This window comes from Paracraurococcus lichenis (genome assembly GCF_030657435.1).
Taxonomy (GTDB): domain Bacteria; phylum Pseudomonadota; class Alphaproteobacteria; order Acetobacterales; family Acetobacteraceae; genus Paracraurococcus; species Paracraurococcus lichenis.
Genome location: NZ_JAUTWS010000010.1, coordinates 40,658 through 60,366 on the forward strand (window position 1 = coordinate 40,658; position 19,709 = coordinate 60,366).

The window sequence follows — 19,709 nt, forward strand, 5'->3', positions numbered from 1 at the left end:
GGCTGGCATGCGATTCCGCCGCTACATCCCGCTGCTGCTGCCGCTGCTGGCGACGGCCGCCTGCGACGCGCTCGATCCCTACAAGCGGGAGGGCAACTGGCGACCGGCCCAGGTGAACGAGGCCAACCTGGCCGTCATGGTCGCCAATCCGGCCGAGCTGCGGCGCGGCACCGGGGCGCCGGGCACGGCAGGCTTCGTCGCCACGGGCGCGATCGAGCGGCTGCGGGCCGACCGGGTGAAGCCGCTGCCCGATACCGGCCTCGCCCGCATCATCACCGTCCCCAGCGGCAATTCGGGGAGCGGCAACTGATGCCCGACCATCCCTTCCCCGACAGCCTGGAGGACGCCCAGCACCGGCCGGAGCGCCGGGCGCTGGTCTGCTTCGCCGCCGACGCGGCGACCGAGGAGGCGCTGCGCACCGGCCTCGCCGAGGCCGCGCGGCAGGAGGCCGAGTTCCGCCGCGCCGACATCCACAAGGCCATCGCCGCGCTGCGGGAGATGCCGACGCCCTGGACGCTGGTGGTGGACGTCGCCGGCCATCCGCAGCCGCTCGCCGTGCTCGAGGACCTGTCCCAGGTCGTCGAGCCCGATGTCCGCGTGCTGGTGGTGGGCGACCGCGAGGATGTCGGCTTCTACCGCCAGATCACCCGCGGCCTCGGCGCCGCCGACTACCTCTACAAGCCGCTGACCCCGGCGATGGTGGCCGAGCATTTCGGCCCGGTGGTCGCGCGCCGGCGCTTCGTCGCGCCGCCGGCCCGCGGCGGGCGGCTGCTGACGGTGACGGGCGTGCGCGGCGGCGTCGGCGCCTCGACCATCGCGGCCAATCTCGGCTGGTACCTCGCCGCCGTCGCGCAGCGCCACACCGCCGTGCTGGACGCCGACCTGCACCGCGGCGTCCAGGCGCTGCTGCTCGGCGCCCAGGCCGGCCCCGGGCTGCGCCATGCCGTCGAGCATCCCGACCGGGTGGACGAGCTCTTCGTCGAGCGCGCCACGGTCACGGCCGGCGAGCGGCTGCACCTGCTGGCCGCCGAGGAGGCGCTGGCCGCGCCGCTCGCCTATGCCCCCGGCGCGGCGGAGCGGCTGGTGGCCATGCTGCGGCGGCGCTGCAACTTCATCGTCGCCGACACGCCGTATGAGGCCGCGGGCTTCGGCCGCGACCTGCTCGACCTCGCGCAGCACCGCATCCTGGTGCTGGAGCCGACGCTGGCCTGCCTGCGCGACGCGCTGCGGCTGCTGCAGCTCGAGCCCGGGGCGGGCCAGGCGCACCGGCCGCTGCTGGTGCTGAACCGCGCCGGCCGCAAGGGCGGGCTGTCCGCGACGCGGGTGGCGGAGGCGCTGAAGCAGGAGCCCGACATCATCCTGCCCGACCTGCCGAAGCGGCTGGAGGAGGCGGCGACGCTCGGCCAGCCCGCCGCGGCGGCGGGCGGTCCCTTCCGCGACGCCATCGCCCGCCTCGCCCGCGCCGCCGGCGGCGTCGGCGCGGAGGCGGCGCCGCGCCGCGGCCTCCTCGGGCGGTTCCGCCGGTGAGCAACGCCCTCGTCCCCGCCTTCGGCCGCCGCCGCCCGGACCCGGCGCCGAGCCTGGCCGGCCCCTTGGTCCGCCAGGCACCGGAAGCCGCGCCCGGCGCCACCGTCGCGCCCGCCGCGCGCCCGGCCGCCCCGGGCGCGCCGCTCGCCGAGCTGCGCGCGCTCTGCCTCGCTCGCATCGACCCGGCGACCGTCGCCAGCATGTCGCCCGAGCGCCTGGCCGCCGAGGTCGAGCGCCTGCTGGCCGAGGTGGCGACGGAGCAGCGCCTCCAGCTCAATGCGCGAGAGCAGCGGCAGCTCGCGCTCGACCTCGTCGACGACATGCTCGGCCTCGGCCCGCTCGAGCCGCTGCTGGAGGACGAGACGATCACCGACATCATGGTCAACGGCCATGACAAGGTCTTCATCGAGCAGCGCGGCAAGGTGGCGCTGTCGGGCATCCGCTTCCGCGACAACCAGCACCTGGCCAATATCTGCCAGCGCATCGCCGCCGCGGTCGGCCGCCGGATCGACGAGAGCAGCCCGATGGTGGATGCGCGCCTCGCCGACGGCAGCCGCGTCAACATCGTCTTCCCGCCGCTCGCCCTCGACGGACCGGCGATGTCGATCCGGAAGTTCGCCAAGCGGGTGATCGATTTCGACAAGCTGGTCGATTTCGGCGCGCTCAGCCGGTCCATGGCGCGGCTGCTGCAGATCGCCGCGCGCTGCCGGCTGAACGTCGTCATCTCGGGCGGCACCGGCTCGGGCAAGACGACCATGCTGAACGCGCTCAGCCGCATGATCGACCATGGCGAGCGCATCGTGACGGTGGAGGACGCGGCCGAGCTGCAGCTGCAGCAGCCGCATGTGGTGCGGCTGGAGACGCGGCCGCCGAGCCTCGAGGGCCGCGGCGAGATCACCCAGCGCGACCTGGTGCGCAACGCGCTCCGCATGCGGCCCGACCGCATCATCCTCGGCGAGTGCCGCGGCGCCGAGGCCTTCGACATGCTGCAGGCCATGAACACCGGCCATGACGGCAGCATGAGCACGATCCATGCGAATACCTCCCGCGATGCGCTGGTCCGCATCGAGAACATGGTGACCATGGGCAATTTCGGCCTGCCGGTGCGCGCCATCCGCACCCAGATCGCCAGCGCCGTCGACCTGATCATCCAGGTGGAGCGGCAGCGGGACGGCGCCCGCCGCGTGGTGCAGGTGACCGAACTCGTGGGGCTGGAGGGCGACGTCTTCACCCTCAACGACATCTTCTCCCTCGAGCACGAGGGCGAGGATGCGGAGGGGCGGCTCCGCGTGCGCTGGAAGGCCAGCCGCGCCCGGCCCTCCTTCCTGCCGCGGCTCGCCTATTTCGGCATGGAGCGCGCCTGGGCCCAGGCGCTGGAGGAGGCGGAGCGGTGAGCGGCGCGCCGGCCGGGTTGCCCATGGGGCTGCTCATGGCGGGGGGCGGGCTGCTCGGCCTGGCGCTGGCCGTCCTGCTCGGCCTCGGCGCGCTGAGGCGGCAGGACGCGCTGCGCGGGCGGCTCGGCGCCGTGGTCGCGCCGCATCGCCCGGCGGAGACCGCGGCGCCGGCGGGCGCGGGCCTGCTGCGGGCCATGGCGGCCTCGCCCTGGCTGCCGCGCCTGGCCGCGCTGTTCGGCCTGCGCCTCGACCGCGCGGCGGAATACCCGCTGGCGTGGTGGATCCCGCCGCTGGCCGCGCTGCCGCTGGCCCGCGCCGCGGCCGGGCTGATCGCCCTGCTGGCCGGCGACCTGGCGCTGCTGGCCGCGCCGCTGCTCTGGTTCCTGCTCTGCCGCTGGACCTATGGCTGGATGGATGCGCGCCGGCGGGAGATCCTGTTCCGGCAATTCCCGGATGCGCTCGGCATGGTCACGCGCGCGGTCCGCGTCGGCATCCCGGTGAGCGAGGCGATCCGCAACGTCGCGCGGGAGGCACCGAAGGAGACCGCGGGCGAGTTCCGCCGCATCTCCGACCGCCTGCAGATCGGCCTGCCGCTCGAGCAGGCGCTGGCCGAGACGGCGCATCGCAACGGCGTGCCGGAATACCGCTTCTTCGCCACCGCGCTCGCGCTGCAGAGCCAGACCGGCGGCGGGCTGTCGGAGACGCTGGAGAACCTCGCCGAGGTGATCCGCAAGCGCGTCGCGCTGAAGGAGCGCGGCCATGCCCTGGCCGCCGAGGCGCGGACCTCGGCCGGCATCCTCGCCATCCTGCCCTTCTTCACCGGCGGCGTGCTGGCGGCCCTGAGCCCCGGCTATGTCGCCATGCTCTTCGACGACCCCGGCGGGCAGCAGGTGCTGGCGGCGGCGGTCGGGCTGCTGCTGCTCGGCATCCTGATCATGCGCCAGATGATCCGGCAGGCGCTGTCATGACGCCGGCGATGCTCGGCGCCGGCGTGCCGGCGTTGCTCCTCGCCGGCGCGGCGGCGCTGCTCGGCTTCGGCCTGGTCCTCGCCTGGATGTGGCGGGCGATCGCGCGCGACCAGCGGATCGGGGAGCGGATGCTGGAGGTGCAGCGCGCCGCCGGCATCGACCAGGTGGCGCTGCCCTGGTCGCCGCAGCGGCTGCTGCTGCGCGGCCTCGCCGCCATCGGCCGGGTGCTGACCGGCGGCGGCATCCTCTCCGGCCGGACGGTGGCGGAGCTCGAGCAGACCCTGATGGCTGCCGGCTTCCGCGGCGACCGGGCGCTGGCGATCTTCGTCGGCGGCAAGGTGCTGCTCTTCCTCGGCCTGCCGCTTGCCGCGGCGATCGGCCTGCGGCTGGCGGGGGCGGGGCAGACCGGCTGGATGGTCGGGCTGATCGCCGCCGCGGTCGGCGGCCTGCTGCTGCCGGACCTGGTCGCGAAGCGGCTGCGGAAGCGCTACCTGAAGGAGCTCGAGCGGGGCCTGCCGGATGCGCTCGACCTCATGGTCATCTGCTCGGAGGCGGGCCTCGCGCTCGAGGGCGCGATCGAGCGGGTGGCGGCCGAGATCCGCCCGGCCAACCGGGCCGTCGCGACCGAGTTCGCCCTCTGCGGGTCGGAGCTGCGGATCCTCGCCGATCGGCGCGCCGCGCTGCTGAACATGGCGGAGCGCACGGGGCTCGGCCTGCTGCGGCGCCTCGGCATGACGCTGGCGCAGACGCTGCAATACGGCACGCCGCTGACCCAGGCGCTGCGCACCCTCTCGGCCGAGATGCGGCAGGAGCAGCTCGTGCGCTTCGAGGCGCGGGCGGCGAAGCTGCCGGTGCTGCTGACCGTGCCAATGATCCTCTGCATCCTGCCGACCCTGTTCCTGGTGGTCGCCGGGCCGGCCATGCTGCAGGCGTCGCGGCTGTGGTGAGGCGGCTGGCCCGCGACCGCCGCGGCGTGACGGCGGTGGAGTTCGCCGTCACGGGCGGCGCCTTCTTCCTCGTGCTGCTGCTGCTGATGGAGGCCTGCTGGCAGGTGGCCGCCGCCGCCGCCCTCGATGCCGGGGGCCGGGAGGCGGCGCGCTGGGCCGGGACCGGGCAGGCGCCGCCGGCGGGCTTCACCGCCGCGGGCTATGTCACCGAGACCATCCTGAAATCCACCGGCTTCCCGCTGCGGCCCGAGGCCCTGGCGGTCACGGCGCAGAGCTTCCCGGGCTTCGGCGCGCTCTCGACGCCGGGCGCGGCGAAGCCCGGGCTCGGCGGGCCGGGCGACGTGGTGCAGTACACCGTGGTCTACCGCTCCCCTGGCCTCACGCCCTTCGGCCGGGCGCTGCTGCCGCTCGGCGTCCTGCAGGTCCGGTTCGTGATCCTGGCGAAGAATGAGCCTTATCCGAACGGCTGACCCGCGGCGCGGCACGGCGGCGGTGGAATTCGCCATTCTCGTGCCCCTGCTGATCCTCTTCTTCGTCGCCACGGCGGAGCTGGTGATCTATGCCCGCGCCGCCTTCCGGCTGGAGCGCACGGCGGCCGAGGTGGCCAATGTCGGCAGCCAACTCGAGTCGGTCGCGACCGCCGATGTCGCCGGCCTGTTCGACGCGGCCAAGGCGATCGCGGCGCCGGTGCTCGCCTGGTCCAATGGCACCGCCCCGGGCAGCGCCCGCACGGTCATCAGCGTCGTCGCCAATACCGGCAACGGCAACCGCGTGAGCTGGACCTGCGCGCGCGGCGATTCCGGGCTGACCGCGCAGGTCGCCGGCCTCGCCGCCCTGCCGAACGGCTTCATCGTGCCCTCGGGCCAGAGCGTGCTGGTGGTCGAGGTGATCAATGCCGTGACGCCCTGGCACATCATGGCGCAATCGGGACCCTGGTTCTTCGGCACGATCGGGCCCTGGCCGCTGCGCAGCTATGCCATCCTGCGGCCGCGCACGGCGTCCCTCACCACGCTCTCGGGGGCCTGCCCATGATCCGGCGCGACCGACGCGGCACCATCGCGCTGCTGACGGCATTGCTGGCGGTGCCGTTGGTCGGCCTGGTCGGCATCGCCACCGACGGCGCCCGCGCCTGGCTGCTGCGCTCCCGGCTGCATACCGCCCTCGATGCCGCGGCACTCGCCGGGGCGCGCAACATCGGCATCGCCGCCGCGCAGCGCGATGCCGAGGTCGCCGCGATGTTCTGGACCAATATCGGCGTGCGGCAAACCGGCTTCAACGCGGCGCAGGCCACGGGGCGGGCCTGGCGCGGCTATCTCGACGCGGCGACCACGCTCGACCCGCCGCAGGCGGTCGACAGCAGCACCATGCGCGTCACCGCCCATGCGGTGCTGGACACCACCTTCGCGCGCGTGCTCGGCGTCCAGACCCTCACCGTCGCCGCGGCGGCGGAGGCGCGGCGGGCCGATCTCGGCATGGAGCTGGCGCTGGTGCTGGACGTGACGGGCTCCATGGGCTCGAACCGCACGCCGAGCCCGGTCGGCAGCACCACGACCAACGGGACGAACATCGACGCGCTGCGCCTCGCCGCCTCGGACCTGGTGAACATCCTCTACGGCAGCCGGGAGACGGTGCCGAATCTCTGGGTCTCCGTGGTGCCCTATACCACCACGGTGAACATCGCGCCGCAGCGCACCGGCTGGCTCGATCCCGGCAGCCGCGACCTGACGCGCTACGCGCCGCGGAGCTGGATGGGCTGCGTGGAGGCCCGCGCCGCGACCGGCAACGACCAGACCGACGCGACGCCGGGGACCGAGCCCTTCAGGCCCTATTTCTGGGCCTCCACCCTCGGCAAGTACACGTTGCGCAACGGCGGCGCGGCGGTGGTCGGGGACAACGACTGGGCGGCAACGCTGACCGGCGCGAACGGGATCAGCGAGATGTACCAGGACGTGCGGGAGAACAACAATGCCGGCCCCAATTCCGGCTGCCCGCAGGCGCCGATCCTGCCGCTCACCGCCTCGAAGACCGCGGTGACCAACCGCATCATGGCGCTGCGCTCCACCTTCAAGGGCGGCACCATGCACAATGCCGGGCTGCAGGCCGGCTGGTTCACCCTCAGCCCGGCCTGGCGCGGCCTCTGGACCACCACCGCCGCCGATGCCGGCGCCGACAGCAGCCCGGCCACCCTGCCGCTGAACTACCGCACGCAGTACATGCAGAAGGTCGTCGTCCTGATGACCGACGGCGTGGCGAACTGGAACGACTGGAACGGCGGCGCGCCGGGCGACTGCACCGATACCAGCACCAGCAATGCCGCGACGCCGGCAGGCGCGCCGCCGCTGCGGCCGCTCGGCTGCCCCAGCACGGCCAACTACCCCGCCAACGTCGTCACCGCCGCCGGCGCGCCGCCGATCCGCGATGCCTCGGGCAACATGAACTCGGACTATTCTGGCTATGGCAGGCGGCTCGAGAACCGGCTCGGCCTCGCCGGCGCGCTGACGCCGGCACGCATGACCACCGAGCTCAACAATCGCATGACCAATCTCTGCACCGCCATGAAGCGGCAGGGCATCACCATCTACACCATCACCTTCAACCTGACGGACAGCGCGACCCAGGCGCTGTTCCGCGGCTGCGCCAGCCAGGCGGACTACTACTTCAACAGCCCGACCCAGGCCGACCTGCGCAACGCCTTCCGCCAGATCGGCTCGCAGCTCGCCAATCTCCGCCTGCTGCGCTGAGGCCTCCGTCTTCACGCGACGGCAAGACCTGCGGCGCTATGCCAGCCTGAAACCACGACGAGTGCCAGGATGGTGCCCTTGCCTGCCCGAAGCCCCCGCGCGCCGCGCCCGGTGCTGGCCGCCCTGCTGCTGCTGCCGCTGCTCGCGGCCTGCCAGTCGGTGCCGCGGCCGCAGGCCCTCTCGCTCGACAGCCGGCTCCGCCTCGCCGGGACGCTGGAACCCGGCGCCTCGCTCGCCCTGCTGCGGGAGGCCGCACGCGAGCGACCGGAGGACGGCGCGCTGCGCGAACGCCTCGCGCTCGCGGCCGAGCGCGCGGGGCAGGAGGGCGAGGCGGCGCAGGCCATGCGGGATGCCATCGCCCTGCAGGGGGCGACGCCGGCCCGGCTGGTGGCGCTCGGCCGGCTCGAGCTTCGCGCGGGCAATACCGAAGCGGCGGCGGAGGCCTTCTCCCGGGCGAATGCGCTGGCGCCGACCGATGCCGCCGCCCTCGCCGGCCTCGGGCTCGCGCGCGACCTCTCGGGCGACCAGCCGGCGGCGCAGGAGGCCTATCGCGCGGCGCTGCGGCTCGCGCCGCGGGACTGGGGGGTGCGCGCCAATCTCGGCCTGTCGCTGCTGCTCTCCGGCCGCGCGGCGGAGGCGGTGGATAGCCTCGCGGAGGCGGAATACGCGCCGGAGGCGCCGCGGCGCGCCCGGCACAACCTGGCCCTGGCCCTGGTGACGGCCGGGCAGGCGGACCGGGCCATGCGGCTCCTCCGCCGCGACATGGGCCCGGCCGAGGCGGAGGCCTTGGCGCAGGATCTCGCCGCCGTCGCGGCGCGGACCGAGCCCCTGCCGCTGCCGCCGCGCCTCGCCCGCCAGGCAGTCGAGGCCGAGCCGCCACGCCGGACCCGCGCCCGCGCGGCGATCAGGCGGGAGGAATTGCCGCCCCTGCCCGCCCTGGCCGCGGCGCCGGAGCGGCTCGCCGCCGCACCGCCGATAGCCGAGTGACGGGGGCAGGCGCGGACGGGGGCCGCCACCCGGCTAGGGGTCCGGGACCCGCACGCCCCCGCCCTGCCGGCGCGGGCCGCGAAGCCGGACGCTCGGAAGGCATGCGCGGTGCGGACCGAAGGCGCGGCGCTACCGCCCCAGCGCCGCGACGCCGGGCGCTCGGAAGGTCCGGGCCGGTCGCCGAAGGCATCGCGCGGCGCGGACCGAAGGCCCCGCGCTACCGCCCAAGCCAGGCCGCGAGGCGCGCGGGCGCCGCGGCCATGTCCGCCTCCGGCCCGCAATAGCTGAAGCGCAGGAAGCGCCGGCCGCGCTCGCGGTCGAAATCGACGCCCGGCGTCGCCGCGATCCCCGCCTCGGCCAGCATCCGCTGGCAGAAGGCGACCGAGTCGTTGGTGAGGTGCCCGACATCGGCCCAGAGATAGAAGGCGCCGTCGGCGGGCGAGAGCCGGTCGAACCCCGCCCCCGGCAGCGCCGCCAGCAGCGCCGCGCGGGACCGGCGATAGCCGGCGATGTTCGCTTCCAACTCGTCGCGGCAGTCGAAGGCGGCCTCGGCGGCCACCTGCGCGACATGCGGCGCCGAGATGAAGAGGTTCTGCGCCAGGCACTCCACCGGGCGGACCAGGTCCTCCGGCAGCACCAGCCAGCCGATCCGCCACCCCGTCATGGAGAAGTACTTGGAGAAGCTGTTGACCACCACAGCGCCGGGGATGGTGGCGGCGGTCGTCTCCGGCACCTCGCCATAGGTCAGGCCATGGTAGATCTCGTCGGAGACCAGCCGCACGCCGGCCCGGCCGCACCACTCGGCGATGGCGGCGAACTCCGCCGGCGGCAGCATGGTGCCGGCGGGGTTGCAGGGGCTCGCCAGGATCAGCCCGGCCGGGACGGGGTCCAGCGCCTCCAGCATGGCGACCGTAGGCTGCCAGCGCGTCTCCGGCCCGCAGGGGAGGAGCACCGGCCGCATGCCGAGCGCGGTCAGGATATTCGCATAGGGCGGGTAGAAGGGCGCCGCCATGGCGACCGAATCGCCGGGATCGAAAGCCGCAAGGAAGGCGAGCGGGAAGGCGCCCGAGGCGCCGACCGTCACCGCCACCCGCTCGGCCGCGACCGCCGCGCCGTAGCGCTCGGCATAGTGCCGGGCGATGCGCTCCCGCAGCGACCGCAGCCCGAAGGCCTCGGTATAGCCCATGGGCGTGCCGGCCTGGAGGGCGCGGATCGCCGCCTCGGCCGCGCCGCGCGGCGCGCCGGTGCCGGGCTGGCCGACCTCCATGCGGATCACGCCGGGCGCGCCCGGCGGCAGCGCCGCGGCCTTGGCATTGGCCGCGGTGATCACGTCCATGACCAGGAAGGGCGGCGCCTCCGCCCCGCGGCCGATCTTCAGCGCCATGCCCCGGAGCCTACTGGTCCACGGCGCCCAGCGCCACGCCCGCGCCGCGCGGGTCGCTGACGGCGATGCAGCGGTCGGCCCGTCCCGGCAGGTAGTTGAGGCAGGCGGCAAGCTGGGTGCGCGCCGGGCCGGGCGCCCCGCCCTCCAGCGCCGTCTCCGGCGGCAGCGCGCGCAGGAGCTGCAGCGCCGCCGGCCCGGCCACGCCGATCGGCGCCGCCTGCTGGCCGGAGGCCGCGGCGGCCAGCCGGAAGCCGCGGATATTCGGGTTGTAGGCGATGGCGGCCGAGAGCAGCGCCGGCTGCACCGCGCCGATCCCCGGCGCCGCCGCCAGCAGGAAGCCGAGGCCGGGGGCGATCCGGCCCGTGCCGAAGAGGTTGTTCAGCGTGAAGGCGCAGGAGACGGCGACGCCCTCCCGGTCGAAGGTGATCAGCCCGGCCGAGGCCGGCAGCGCGCCGGGGCCGGCCGGCGGCAGGTTGGCGGCGGTGACATAGCCGGCGGGATCGCCGCCGCGGGCACGCCAGGCGGCGACGGCGGCCAGCCCCCGCGCGCTTCCGGTCGGGATGTCGGCGCCGTTGCGCAGCGCCTCGAAGGCGGCGGCGGCGGCGAGGCCGCCATCGGCCGGCGGCGGCAGGAAGGCGATGCGGTCGCCGCCCCGGACCGCCAGGTCGAGCGGCCGGCCGAGGGTCGGCAGCGCCGCCCGCAGCTCCTCCAGCGTCAGGCTGCCGCCGGCGCTGCGCGACACCTCCTCCAGCCGCCGCGCCAGCGTGCCCTGGTGCAGGTCGCCGACGCCGGCGAGGCGGAGCTGGCCGAGGGTGCCGGCGAGCTCGGGCTGGAGGAGCTGCTCGCCCGCCTGCTTCGCGCCGCCGCCCGGCCGGCCGAAGACCGCCTGCGCGCCGGGATCGGCCAGCAGCGGTCCGGCCACGGCGGCGAGGTCGGCGGCCAGGCCGCGGCTGACCTCGGTGCCGAAGCGGGCGAGCTGCTCGGCCGGGGCCATCAGCTCCTCGAAGGGCCGGCCAGGCTTACGGGTGTGCAGCGCGAAGAGGCCGCGGGCGAGCAGCGGCACCGCCGCCGGGCGGTCGGCGCCGGCGGGCGTCCGCTCGCGCGCGCCGGGGAGGAAGAGCACCGCCTCGGTCGCCGCCTTGGCGGGGTCGAAGACCAGGCAGGCGCCGCCGCCGCCGATCCCGACGCGGGACGGCAGGGTGACCGACATGGCGAAGCCGGCGGCGACGGCGGCATCCACCGCGGTGCCGCCGGCCGAGAGGACCTGCCGGCCGATCAGCGCCGCCGCCGGGTCCTCGGTGGCGATGCCGCCGAGGAAGCCGCGGACGAAACCGGGCTGGCCGGCGGGCGGGCCGGAGGAGCCAAAAGGGTTGAGGCCGGAGAGCGTCTGGCAACCCGTGAGCGCGAGGGCGCCGAGCGCGAGGAGGCCGGCGCGCAGGCCCCGGTACAGCTCCCGGCGCAGCTCCCGGCGCACCTCCCCTGGGCGCCGCCCGGGCCCGCGGGCTAAGACGCGCGGCATGCGGAAGGCCTGGGCCCTGTTCTCGGCGCTGGTGGTCATGCTGGCGTCCTTGGTCCCCTGTCTCGCGCCGGTCGCGGCGCGGGCCCAAGGCGGCGCGAGTCCGGTGATCACCATCCGCGATGCCGAGACGGAGGCCCTGCTCCGCGGCATCGCGCATCCCCTGTTCCGCGCCGCCGGTGTGGATCCCGCCCTGGTGCGGATCACGCTGGTCGAGGCGCGGCCCATAAACGCCTTCGTCACCACCGGCAACCGCATGTTCGTCAACACCGGTCTGATCCAGCAGGCGGAGGGCGTGGCGGAGCTGGCGGGGGTGCTGGCGCATGAGACGGGGCACATCGCCGGCGGCCATGTCGCCCGGCTGCCGGAGGAGATGCGCAACGCCTTCCTGCGCTCCATCGCCGGGATGCTGCTCGGCGGCGCCGCGGCGCTCGGCGGCGGCCGCAACGTCGGCGGCAATGCGGCGGGCGCCATCATGCTCGGCAGCCAGACCATGGCGATGGGGGAGCTCTACGCCTTCACCCGCAGCCAGGAGCAGGCGGCGGACCAGGCGGGCGTCGCCTATCTCGACCGCCTCGGCTGGTCCTCGCGCGGGCTGGCGCGGCTGCTGGGGCGGCTGCAGGAGCAGGAGTTGCTGGCCGTCGGCCGGCAGGACCCCTATTTCCGCACCCATCCGCTCTCGACCGACCGGCTGGAATTCGTGACCGAGCACGTGGCGCGCAGCCCGGCGAGCGACGCGCCCTTCCCGGCGGCGCTCGATACCGGCTTCCGGATGGTACGCGCCAAGCTCGACGCCTTCATCGACCCGCCGCTCGCCACCTGGAAGCGCTACCCGGAGAGCGATGCGGGCGCGCCGGCCCGCTACGCCCGGGCGATCGCGCAGTACCGCTCCGGCCGGGCGGAGACCGCGCTCGGCATCCTCGCCCCCCTGCTGCGCGACCAGCCGGGCAATCCCTGGTTGCGGGAGCTGCAGGGACAGATCCTCTTCGAGGCCGGGCGGCCGCGCGAGGCGGTGGCGCCGCTGCGGGAGGCGGCGCGGCTGGCGCCGGCCGAGTCGCTGATCCGCACCGCGCTCGGCCGGGCGCTGATGGAGGCGGGCGACCCGGCCTCGCTGCGCGCCGCGGCGGCGGAGTTCGAGGCGAGCCTCCGGCTCGAGCGCGACAATGCCTTCACCTGGCGGCAGCTCGGCACCGTCGAGGGACGGCTCGGGCGGATGCCGCAGGCCGACCTGGCCCTGGCCGAGGAGGCAGTGCTGGAGGGCGACTATCCCAATGCCCGGATGCTGGCCCGGCGGGCGGAGGAGGCGCTGCCGCCCGGGCCGCTGAAGCTGCGCGCGCAGGATTTGCGCGAGGCGGCGAAGCGGGACAACCTGACCAAGGAGCAGCGCGAGCAGGACGACGCCGCGCGGAGGAGACGCTCGCCATGACCCGCCTTTCCCTGCTGGCCCTGGCCGCCGGCCTCGCCCTCGCCCCGCCCGCCCTGGCCCAGGGGACCGCATCTGGGACCGCATCCGCCTTCTCGCCGGAGCAGCGGCGCGAGGTGGTGGAGATCCTGCGCGAGGCGCTGCGGCAGGACCCCTCCATCCTGCGCGAGGCGCTGACGGCGCTGCAGCAGGCGGAGACCGAGGACCGCGCGAAGGCCCAGCGCAGCGCCATCGTCGCGCAATCCGAGGCGCTGTTCCGCGGCGCCGAGGACCCGGTGAAGGGCAATCCGCAGGGCGCCGTCACCATCGTGGAGTTCTTCGACGCCCGCTGCGGCTACTGCAAGCAGATGGAGCCGGCGATGGAGCAGATGCTGCGCCGGCAGAAGGATGTCCGGCTGGTGCTGAAGGACCTGCCGATCCTCGGGCCGAACAGCCTGCTGGCGAGCCGCGCCCTGCTGGCCGCGCAGCGCCAGGGCAAGTATGCCGAGTTGCACGAGGCCCTCCTGCGGCTGCGCGAGGAGCCGGCCGAGCCGGTGCTGAAGCGGGAGGCGGAGAAGCTCGGCCTCGACTGGGCGCGGCTGCGGCGGGACATGGACGACCCGACGATCGCGCGGCGGCTGGAGGCGAATACCCGGCTCGCCGGCGCCCTGCGCATCGAGGGCACGCCGGCGCTGGTCATCGGCGACACCCTGGTCCCGGGCGCGGTGGACCTGGCGACGCTGGAGAGGCTGGTCTCGGAGGCGCGCACGAAGCAGGGGGGCTAGGGCGTGCCGCATTTCCTCTGCGAGACCTGCAGCATCCAGTTCGCCGAGAGCGCGGAGCCGCCGGTGCGCTGCCCGATCTGCGAGGACGAGCGGCAATACGTCCCGGCGCGCGGCCAGCGCTGGACGGTGCTGGAGGCGCTCCGCGGCGGCCATGCCAATACCTGGCGGGCGCTGGAGCCGGACCTGCTGGCCCTCCGCACCGTGCCGGCCTTCGGCATCGACCAGCGGGCGCTGCTGGTGCGCACGCCGGCGGGCAACCTGCTCTGGGACTGCATCGCGCTGCTGGACGAGGCGACCATCGCCATCATCCGTGCCCTGGGCGGGATCGCGGGCGTGGCGCTGAGCCACCCGCACTACTACTCGACCATGGCGGAATGGGGCTGCGCCTTCGGCGTGCCGGTCTGGGTGCATGCGGCGGACCGCGGGCATGTGACGCGGCCCGATCCCTGCCTGCGCTTCTGGGAGGGCGAGACGGCGGAGGTCCTGCCGGACATCACCCTGCACCGCCTGGGCGGCCACTTCGCCGGCGGCGCGGTGGCGCACTGGCGGGGCGGCGCAGGCGGGAAAGGCGCGCTGCTCTCGGGCGACATCCTGCAGGTGCTGCCGGACCGCAAGTTCATCGGCTTCATGCGCAGCTATCCCTGCCTGATCCCGCTGCCCCCGGCCGAGGTGCGGCGGATGGCGGCGCGCTGCCTGGCGCTGGAATGGGAGGCGATCTACGGCGCCTTCCACGAGCGGGAGATCGTGACGGGCGGACGGGCGGCGCTGGCCCGCAGCGCCGAGCGCTACTGCGCCTGGGTGGCGGGGATGGTGGAGCCCTGAGGCTCCCAGGCCGCCTCCGGGTCGATCGGGAAGACCGGCCGGGGCAGCCGCTTCCAGGCGAAATTCGCCAGCACCGGGCTGGTCAGGCCGGGTGCGTCCACCTCGAGGATGCGGTCCTCCCCGAAGAATTCGTCGAAGCCGGCGCGGAAATGCCCGCGGCTCTTCACCACCACGCAGCGCGCCTGCGCGATGTCGATGCCGTGCATCTCCAGCATCGCCGGCTCGTGCAACTGCCGCCGCAGCGACCCGACCACGACGCGCAGGCCCGACCCTTCCAGTTCCAGCAGCGCCGAGGGGCCGAGGCTGAAGCGGCGGCCGGCCATGGTGCCGCGGCGGCCGAGCCCCTCCCCGTCGCGCAGCGCCAGCACCCGCGCGGGCGCGGCGAAGCGGCGGGAGAACTCCGACTCCTCGCGGTTGAACACCGCCTCGAGGACAGCGCCCTCGCCCCGCGCATGCGCTTCCGCCGCCAGCGCCGGATCGACGAAGACGCCAAGCACGACGCCCTGCGCCTCCGCCTCGTGCAGCGCGCGCAGCAGATAGGCCGTGCTGCCGCGGCCGCCGCCGCCCGGGTTGTCCGCGACATCGGCCAGCAGCACCGGCGGCGCCTCGCCACGGCCGGCGGCAACCGCCGCCGCGACGGCCTCCGCCAGCGGGGTCAGCCGCGGCAGGTGCCGGTGCCGCGCCGCCCAGGCATGCCGCGCGAGGCAGAGCGCCGCCTCCCGCGCCAGGGCGGCATCGCCGCCGCGCGCGGTCACGGTCACGGTCATCCCGCATTTCGGCAGGTCGCCGAAGACGAAGCCGGCGGCGACCGAGGCATTGGCGATGCGCGGATCCTCGCGCATCAGCGCCTCGGCCTCGGCGATCCGCTCGGCATAGGGGCCGGAAGCCGTCAGCAGGGTGACGGAGGGCGGGGTCAGCGGCAGCCGGACGAAGGCCCGCGCCAGGCGTTCGCCCGCCAGCACCTCCCGCAGCAGGTCGGCGCAGTCGGCGGCGCGCGCCGCCATGTCGACATGCGGGTTGGTCCGGTAGACCACCAGGGCGTCCACCGCCGCGACGAGCCGCTCGGACACGTTGCAGTGAAGGTCATGGCTGCAGAGGATAGGCACGGCAGGCCCGACCACCTGGCGGACCATGGCGGCGAGGGTGCCGTCGCTGTCCTCGTCGCCGGTCGAGGCGCTCGCGCCATGGCTGGCGATATAGACGCCATCCAGCGGCAGGGCGGCGGCGAGGCCGCGGCGCATGGCATCGAGCAGGTCGAGGAAGACCGCATGCTCGATCGGCCCGCCGGGCGGCGCGGCGGCGATCAGCACGGGCACCGGCTGCCAGGGGCCGGTCGCGTCCATGCGGTGATAAAAGCCCGCGATCTCGGCCGGCATGTGGCTGGTCCCGCCACGGGCCAGCGCGGTCATCGCCGCGCCGCGGACCAGGCACTGCCGCGCGAAATCCTCGAGCCGCGTCGGCGGCGCGAAGGCATTGGCCTCGAGATGCAGGCCGAGGACGGCGATCCGCGGCCCGCCTGCCAGCCTCTCCTTCACCGGCGCCTCCTCCATTCGTCCTCCTCCGGGCCGGATTGCTCCTGCGCGCACCGGGTATAGACTGGCGGCGGGAGACAGGGGATGCATGAAGAATCGGTCGCGGTGCTGGCGCGGCTCGTGTCCTTCGACACGACCAGCCGCAACAGCAACCTGCCCCTGATCCGCTGGGTGGAGACGTGGCTGGCGGCGCGGGGCGTCGAGAGCCGGGTGACGCTGGACGGGTCGGGCGAGAAGGCGAATCTGCACGCGGTGGTCGGGCCGCGCGTCGCGGGCGGCCTCGCCCTCTCGGCGCATGTCGATTGCGTGCCCGTCGACGGCCAGCCCTGGCGCGCCGATCCCTTCACCCTGCGGCGGGAGGCGGGCCGGCTGATCGGCCGCGGCACCGCCGACATGAAGGGCTTCGCCGCCTGCGCCATCGCCATGCTGCCGCGGCTCGCCGCCCTGCCGCTGGCCCGGCCGGTGCATCTCTGCCTGACGCATGACGAGGAGACCACGGCCGAGGGCGCGCGCCGCCTGGTGCCGCTGCTGGGCGAGCAGGCGCCGCCGCCCGCCGCCTGCATCGTCGGCGAGCCGACCGGCATGGCGCCGGTGATCGCGCAGAAGGGCTATGCGAGCTGGGTCGCCACCGTCACCGGTCTCTCCGGCCATTCCTCCCGCACGACCGGGACGGCGAATGCGCTGCAGGCGGCGGCCGAGGGCGTCGCCTGGCTCTCGGCGAAGGCGCGGGAGATCGCCGCGACGGGCCGGCGGATCGAGGGATTCGAGCCGCCCTGGACCACGGTGCATGTCGGCACCTTCCAGGCCGGCAGCGCGCTGAACATCGTGCCCGACCATGCCGAGTTCGCCTTCGAGGTGCGTTCCATCCCCGGCGACGATCCCGCGGCGGTGACGGCCGGCCTGCAGGCCTTCATGGAGGGCACGGTGCTGCCGCCGCTGCGCGGCGTGGCGCCGGAGGCGCGGATGGAGCTGCGGCCGCGCTCCTTCCTGCCCGGCTTCGACCTGCCGGAGGATGCGCCGCTCACCCTGCTGCTGCAGCAGGTGACGGGCCGCAACCAGGCCGGGCGCGTCAGCTACGGCACCGAGGCCGGGTTCTTCCAGGACGCGGGAATTGCCACCATCGTCTGCGGGCCGGGGCATATCGCCCAGGCGCACCAGCCGGAGGAATGGGTGGCGGAGGACCAGATCGCGGAGTGCCTCGACGTCCTCGACCGCCTCGGGCGGACGCTGACGGACGGATGATGGCCGAGCCGGAGCCGCTGCCGCCCGACCTCTCCGCCCTGCTCGCGGGCGGCCTGCCGCGCATGACGGTGCGGGTCGCCCTGCCCGACCTGCGGCCCTGGTACGGCGGCAATGTCCTGCCGGGCGTCTGGAGCTTCGGCGCCGAGGCGCCCGGCCCGCATGTCGCGGTCGTGGCGGCGACGCATGGCAACGAGATCGGCGGCGCCATCCTGCTCGACCGCTGGCTGCGCGCCGGGCTGCGGCCGCAGCGCGGACGGCTCTCCCTGGTCTTCGCCAATCTCGACGCGCTGTCCCGCTTCGATCCCGAGGACCCGACGGCGAGCCGCTTCATCGACGAGGACCTCAACCGGGTCTGGGACGAGGAGACGCTCTCGGGCGGCCGCCGCTCCTCCGAGCTCCGGCGCGCGCGGGTGCTGAGGCCGCTCTTCGACACGGTCGACGTGCTGCTCGACCTGCACTCGATGCTCTGGCCCTCCGACCCGCTGGTCCTGACCGGGCAGCCGCGGCGCGCGGCGCGCCTCGCGCTCGATATCGGGCTGCCGCCGCTGGTGGTGGCGGATGAGGGGCACCTCGCGGGCCTGCGGATCATCGACTATGCCCGCTTCGGCGCGCCCGACGGCCCGGGCGTGGCGCTGCTGCTCGAGGCGGGCGCGCATTGGGAGACCGCGACGGTCGAGACCATGGAGGCCGCCGGGGCGCGGCTGCTGCGGCACGCCGGGATGCTGCCGGCGGCGGAGGGCCCGGCGCCGGCATCGCCGGCCATGGCCGGCCCGCCGCGCCTGGCCGAGGTCACGCGCACGGTCACCGCGCGCACGCCGGGCTTCGCCTTCCTGCGGCCCTATCGCGGCGGGCATGTGGTGCCGCACCGGAACACGCTGATCGCGCTGGACGGGGAGGAGGAGATCCGCACCCCGCATGACGACTGCCTGCTGGTGATGCCGAGCCTGCGCGCCCTGCCGGGCCAGACGGCGGTGCGGCTGGCCCGCTTCGTCGAGGATCAGGTGGAGACCTGATCCGCCGGCGGCTCGCCCTGCTGCGCCTCGCCGAACCGCGACAGCAGCGCGAAGCACTCGGCCGCCGCCGCCTCGACCGCCGCGGCATCCGTCCCCTTCGAGACCAGCGCCACGCCGCCGCCCCGGCCGCGGTAATAGGGATAGCTGCCGAGGTCGAGGGCCGGGTACTTCGCCTGGATGGCCGACAGGCCCTCGGCGATCTGGCCCTCATAGACCTGGTGCGCGTAGACGGTGTGGGAGCGGATCGGCTGCCCGCCCTCGAGGCTCGGCGCCAGCGCCTCGAACATGCTGCGCATGATCCGCGGGACGCCCGCCATCACATGGACATTGCCCATGGAGAAGCCGGGCGCCGTGGTCTCGGCGCAGACGATCGGCACGGCGCCGCGCGGCAGGGTCGCCATGCGGAGGCGGGCGGCGTTCATCTCCACCGGCGGGTCGCGGCGGGCATAGTCCGCGGCCATGGCGGCGCGGGAGGGCTCGTGCACCTCCCAGGGCACGCCGAAGGCCTTGGCCACGCATTCGCTGGTGATGTCGTCATGCGTCGGGCCGATGCCGCCGGTCGTGAAGACATGGGTGAACCTCGCCCGGCACTCGTTCACCGTGGCGATGATCGTCGCCTCCACATCCGGGATGACGCGGGCCTCGCGCAGCGGGATGCCGATCTCGCCGAGGCGGGTCGCCAGGAATTGCAGGTTGGCGTCGCGGGTACGGCCCGAGAGCACCTCGTTGCCGATGATCAGCAGGCAGGCGGTGGGATTGCTTGTCATGGGTGTTCCTGGACGTCGTCGGGAGACCAGAGGGGGATGGCGAGGGATTGCGCAAGGGCGGCGAGGCGGCGGTCGAAGGTGGCGAGGGCCGCGCCGCGCCGCCGCGCTACGGTCAAATAGAGGCAATCGTAGATCCCGTGGCGGTGGCGCAGCGACAGGCCGATGGCCTCCCGCAACAGCGGCTCGTGCGCCATGACCGCGATACCGAGCGACTGCAGGTGACCCAGGGCCTGCGCCGGAACCGCCTCCGTGACCTCTCCGCGTCGCTGCTTCCGCAGCAGCGCATTCATCGTCTCGACCGCGAGCAGGTCGGGCGCGATGAGCGACCACGCCGGATCCAGCAGCCGCTCGGCCAGGTCCGAGCCGGCTTCGGGCACGAACCACTTCACGGCGCAGCTTGCATCGACGACCACCATCAATCGTCGTCCCGGTCCCCGTCTCGCCAGCGCCGGATGTACTCGGTGGAGTCGGATGTCTGCGGCGGCTGCGCCGCCCGCATCGCCCGCAATTCCTCGATGAGCGCGGCACGACCCTCAGCCGCGTCGCGGTTCATCAGATCGCGCACATAGCCTTCGAGCGAGGTACCGCGCGCCGCCGCCTTGCGCTTCAGCCGCTCGACCACCGCATCGTCCAGTTGCCGCACCAGCACCTGGGCCATGGCGACCTCCGTCTGCTATCACTC

20 protein-coding genes are annotated in these 19,709 nt (G+C 74.7%); 14 read left to right on the forward strand and 6 right to left on the reverse strand.

Annotation, left to right across the window (positions count from 1 at the left end):
- The first annotated feature begins 7 nt into the window (after nucleotides 1-7).
- From Q7A36_RS12350 to Q7A36_RS12390, 9 genes are all read left to right on the forward strand, one after another.
- Complete coding sequence (locus tag Q7A36_RS12350; RefSeq protein ID WP_305103999.1) at nucleotides 8-310, forward strand: hypothetical protein; 303 nt, start codon at nucleotides 8-10, stop codon at nucleotides 308-310.
- Nucleotides 310-1,527: an AAA family ATPase gene (locus Q7A36_RS12355; RefSeq protein WP_305104000.1), complete on the forward strand. Its 1,218-nt coding sequence runs from the start codon at nucleotides 310-312 to the stop codon at nucleotides 1,525-1,527. The genes Q7A36_RS12350 and Q7A36_RS12355 overlap by 1 nt, the downstream gene beginning before the upstream one ends.
- Nucleotides 1,524-2,921, forward strand: coding sequence for a CpaF family protein (locus Q7A36_RS12360; RefSeq protein ID WP_305104001.1), 1,398 nt, complete (start codon nucleotides 1,524-1,526; stop codon nucleotides 2,919-2,921). The genes Q7A36_RS12355 and Q7A36_RS12360 overlap by 4 nt, the downstream gene beginning before the upstream one ends.
- Nucleotides 2,918-3,889 (forward strand): type II secretion system F family protein, encoded by a 972-nt coding sequence (locus tag Q7A36_RS12365; protein WP_305104002.1) that lies wholly within the window; start codon nucleotides 2,918-2,920, stop codon nucleotides 3,887-3,889. The genes Q7A36_RS12360 and Q7A36_RS12365 overlap by 4 nt, the downstream gene beginning before the upstream one ends.
- Nucleotides 3,886-4,836, forward strand: a complete 951-nt coding sequence (locus Q7A36_RS12370) for a type II secretion system F family protein (protein WP_305104003.1) — start codon at nucleotides 3,886-3,888, stop codon at nucleotides 4,834-4,836. Before Q7A36_RS12365 ends, Q7A36_RS12370 begins: the two co-directional genes overlap by 4 nt.
- Nucleotides 4,833-5,306: a TadE/TadG family type IV pilus assembly protein gene (locus Q7A36_RS12375; RefSeq protein WP_305104004.1), complete on the forward strand. Its 474-nt coding sequence runs from the start codon at nucleotides 4,833-4,835 to the stop codon at nucleotides 5,304-5,306. Before Q7A36_RS12370 ends, Q7A36_RS12375 begins: the two co-directional genes overlap by 4 nt.
- The gene (locus Q7A36_RS12380) at nucleotides 5,284-5,868 is read left to right on the forward strand and encodes a TadE/TadG family type IV pilus assembly protein (protein ID WP_305104005.1); all 585 of its coding nucleotides are present in this window, start codon (nucleotides 5,284-5,286) and stop codon (nucleotides 5,866-5,868) included. Before Q7A36_RS12375 ends, Q7A36_RS12380 begins: the two co-directional genes overlap by 23 nt.
- Nucleotides 5,865-7,577: a pilus assembly protein TadG-related protein gene (locus Q7A36_RS12385; protein ID WP_305104006.1), complete on the forward strand. Its 1,713-nt coding sequence runs from the start codon at nucleotides 5,865-5,867 to the stop codon at nucleotides 7,575-7,577. The genes Q7A36_RS12380 and Q7A36_RS12385 overlap by 4 nt, the downstream gene beginning before the upstream one ends.
- Before the next feature lie 78 nt (nucleotides 7,578-7,655).
- Nucleotides 7,656-8,564, forward strand: coding sequence for a tetratricopeptide repeat protein (locus Q7A36_RS12390; RefSeq protein WP_305104007.1), 909 nt, complete (start codon nucleotides 7,656-7,658; stop codon nucleotides 8,562-8,564).
- Between the two features lie 217 nt (nucleotides 8,565-8,781).
- Here the strand turns inward: Q7A36_RS12390 and Q7A36_RS12395 are convergent, their stop codons facing one another.
- Together Q7A36_RS12395 and Q7A36_RS12400 are read right to left on the reverse strand one after the other, a co-directional pair.
- The gene (locus tag Q7A36_RS12395; protein WP_305104008.1) at nucleotides 8,782-9,948 is read right to left on the reverse strand and encodes a pyridoxal phosphate-dependent aminotransferase; all 1,167 of its coding nucleotides are present in this window, start codon (nucleotides 9,946-9,948) and stop codon (nucleotides 8,782-8,784) included.
- A gap of 10 nt (nucleotides 9,949-9,958) precedes the next feature.
- Nucleotides 9,959-11,506 (reverse strand): gamma-glutamyltransferase, encoded by a 1,548-nt coding sequence (locus tag Q7A36_RS12400; RefSeq protein WP_305104009.1) that lies wholly within the window; start codon nucleotides 11,504-11,506, stop codon nucleotides 9,959-9,961.
- Here Q7A36_RS12400 and Q7A36_RS12405 point away from each other — a divergent pair.
- Genes Q7A36_RS12405 through Q7A36_RS12415 form a run of 3 tightly spaced genes read left to right on the forward strand, consistent with a single transcriptional unit; the run spans nucleotide 11,466 to nucleotide 14,473 of the window.
- A complete protein-coding gene (locus Q7A36_RS12405; protein WP_305104010.1) occupies nucleotides 11,466-12,890 on the forward strand; it encodes a M48 family metalloprotease in 1,425 nt (474 codons plus the stop codon). The two genes, Q7A36_RS12400 and Q7A36_RS12405, sit on opposite strands and share 41 nt — an antisense overlap.
- The gene (locus tag Q7A36_RS12410; protein ID WP_305104011.1) at nucleotides 12,887-13,651 is read left to right on the forward strand and encodes a DsbA family protein; all 765 of its coding nucleotides are present in this window, start codon (nucleotides 12,887-12,889) and stop codon (nucleotides 13,649-13,651) included. Before Q7A36_RS12405 ends, Q7A36_RS12410 begins: the two co-directional genes overlap by 4 nt.
- A 3-nt stretch (nucleotides 13,652-13,654) precedes the next feature.
- Nucleotides 13,655-14,473, forward strand: a complete 819-nt coding sequence (locus Q7A36_RS12415) for an MBL fold metallo-hydrolase (RefSeq protein WP_305104012.1) — start codon at nucleotides 13,655-13,657, stop codon at nucleotides 14,471-14,473.
- Here the strand turns inward: Q7A36_RS12415 and Q7A36_RS12420 are convergent.
- Complete coding sequence (locus tag Q7A36_RS12420; protein WP_305104013.1) at nucleotides 14,437-16,023, reverse strand: M81 family metallopeptidase; 1,587 nt, start codon at nucleotides 16,021-16,023, stop codon at nucleotides 14,437-14,439. The genes Q7A36_RS12415 and Q7A36_RS12420 overlap by 37 nt on opposite strands.
- Nucleotides 16,024-16,089: 66 nt before the next feature.
- Here Q7A36_RS12420 and argE point away from each other — a divergent pair, with 66 nt between their 5' ends.
- Both argE and Q7A36_RS12430 read left to right on the forward strand, forming a co-directional pair.
- Nucleotides 16,090-17,247, forward strand: a complete 1,158-nt coding sequence (gene argE, locus Q7A36_RS12425; RefSeq protein WP_305104014.1) for an acetylornithine deacetylase — start codon at nucleotides 16,090-16,092, stop codon at nucleotides 17,245-17,247.
- Nucleotides 17,247-18,260 (forward strand): M14 family metallopeptidase, encoded by a 1,014-nt coding sequence (locus Q7A36_RS12430; RefSeq protein ID WP_305104015.1) that lies wholly within the window; start codon nucleotides 17,247-17,249, stop codon nucleotides 18,258-18,260. The genes argE and Q7A36_RS12430 overlap by 1 nt, the downstream gene beginning before the upstream one ends.
- Here the strand turns inward: Q7A36_RS12430 and Q7A36_RS12435 are convergent.
- From Q7A36_RS12435 to Q7A36_RS12445, 3 genes are read right to left on the reverse strand one after another with little or no spacing between them, the layout of a single operon-like run.
- Nucleotides 18,245-19,027, reverse strand: a complete 783-nt coding sequence (locus tag Q7A36_RS12435; RefSeq protein WP_305104016.1) for a competence/damage-inducible protein A — start codon at nucleotides 19,025-19,027, stop codon at nucleotides 18,245-18,247. The genes Q7A36_RS12430 and Q7A36_RS12435 overlap by 16 nt on opposite strands.
- Nucleotides 19,024-19,443: a type II toxin-antitoxin system VapC family toxin gene (locus Q7A36_RS12440; protein WP_305104017.1), complete on the reverse strand. Its 420-nt coding sequence runs from the start codon at nucleotides 19,441-19,443 to the stop codon at nucleotides 19,024-19,026. The genes Q7A36_RS12435 and Q7A36_RS12440 overlap by 4 nt, the downstream gene beginning before the upstream one ends.
- Entirely contained in the window at nucleotides 19,443-19,685 is a 243-nt protein-coding gene (locus Q7A36_RS12445) for a FitA-like ribbon-helix-helix domain-containing protein (protein ID WP_305104018.1), read from the reverse strand. Before Q7A36_RS12445 ends, Q7A36_RS12440 begins: the two co-directional genes overlap by 1 nt.
- Nucleotides 19,686-19,709 lie beyond the last annotated feature (24 nt).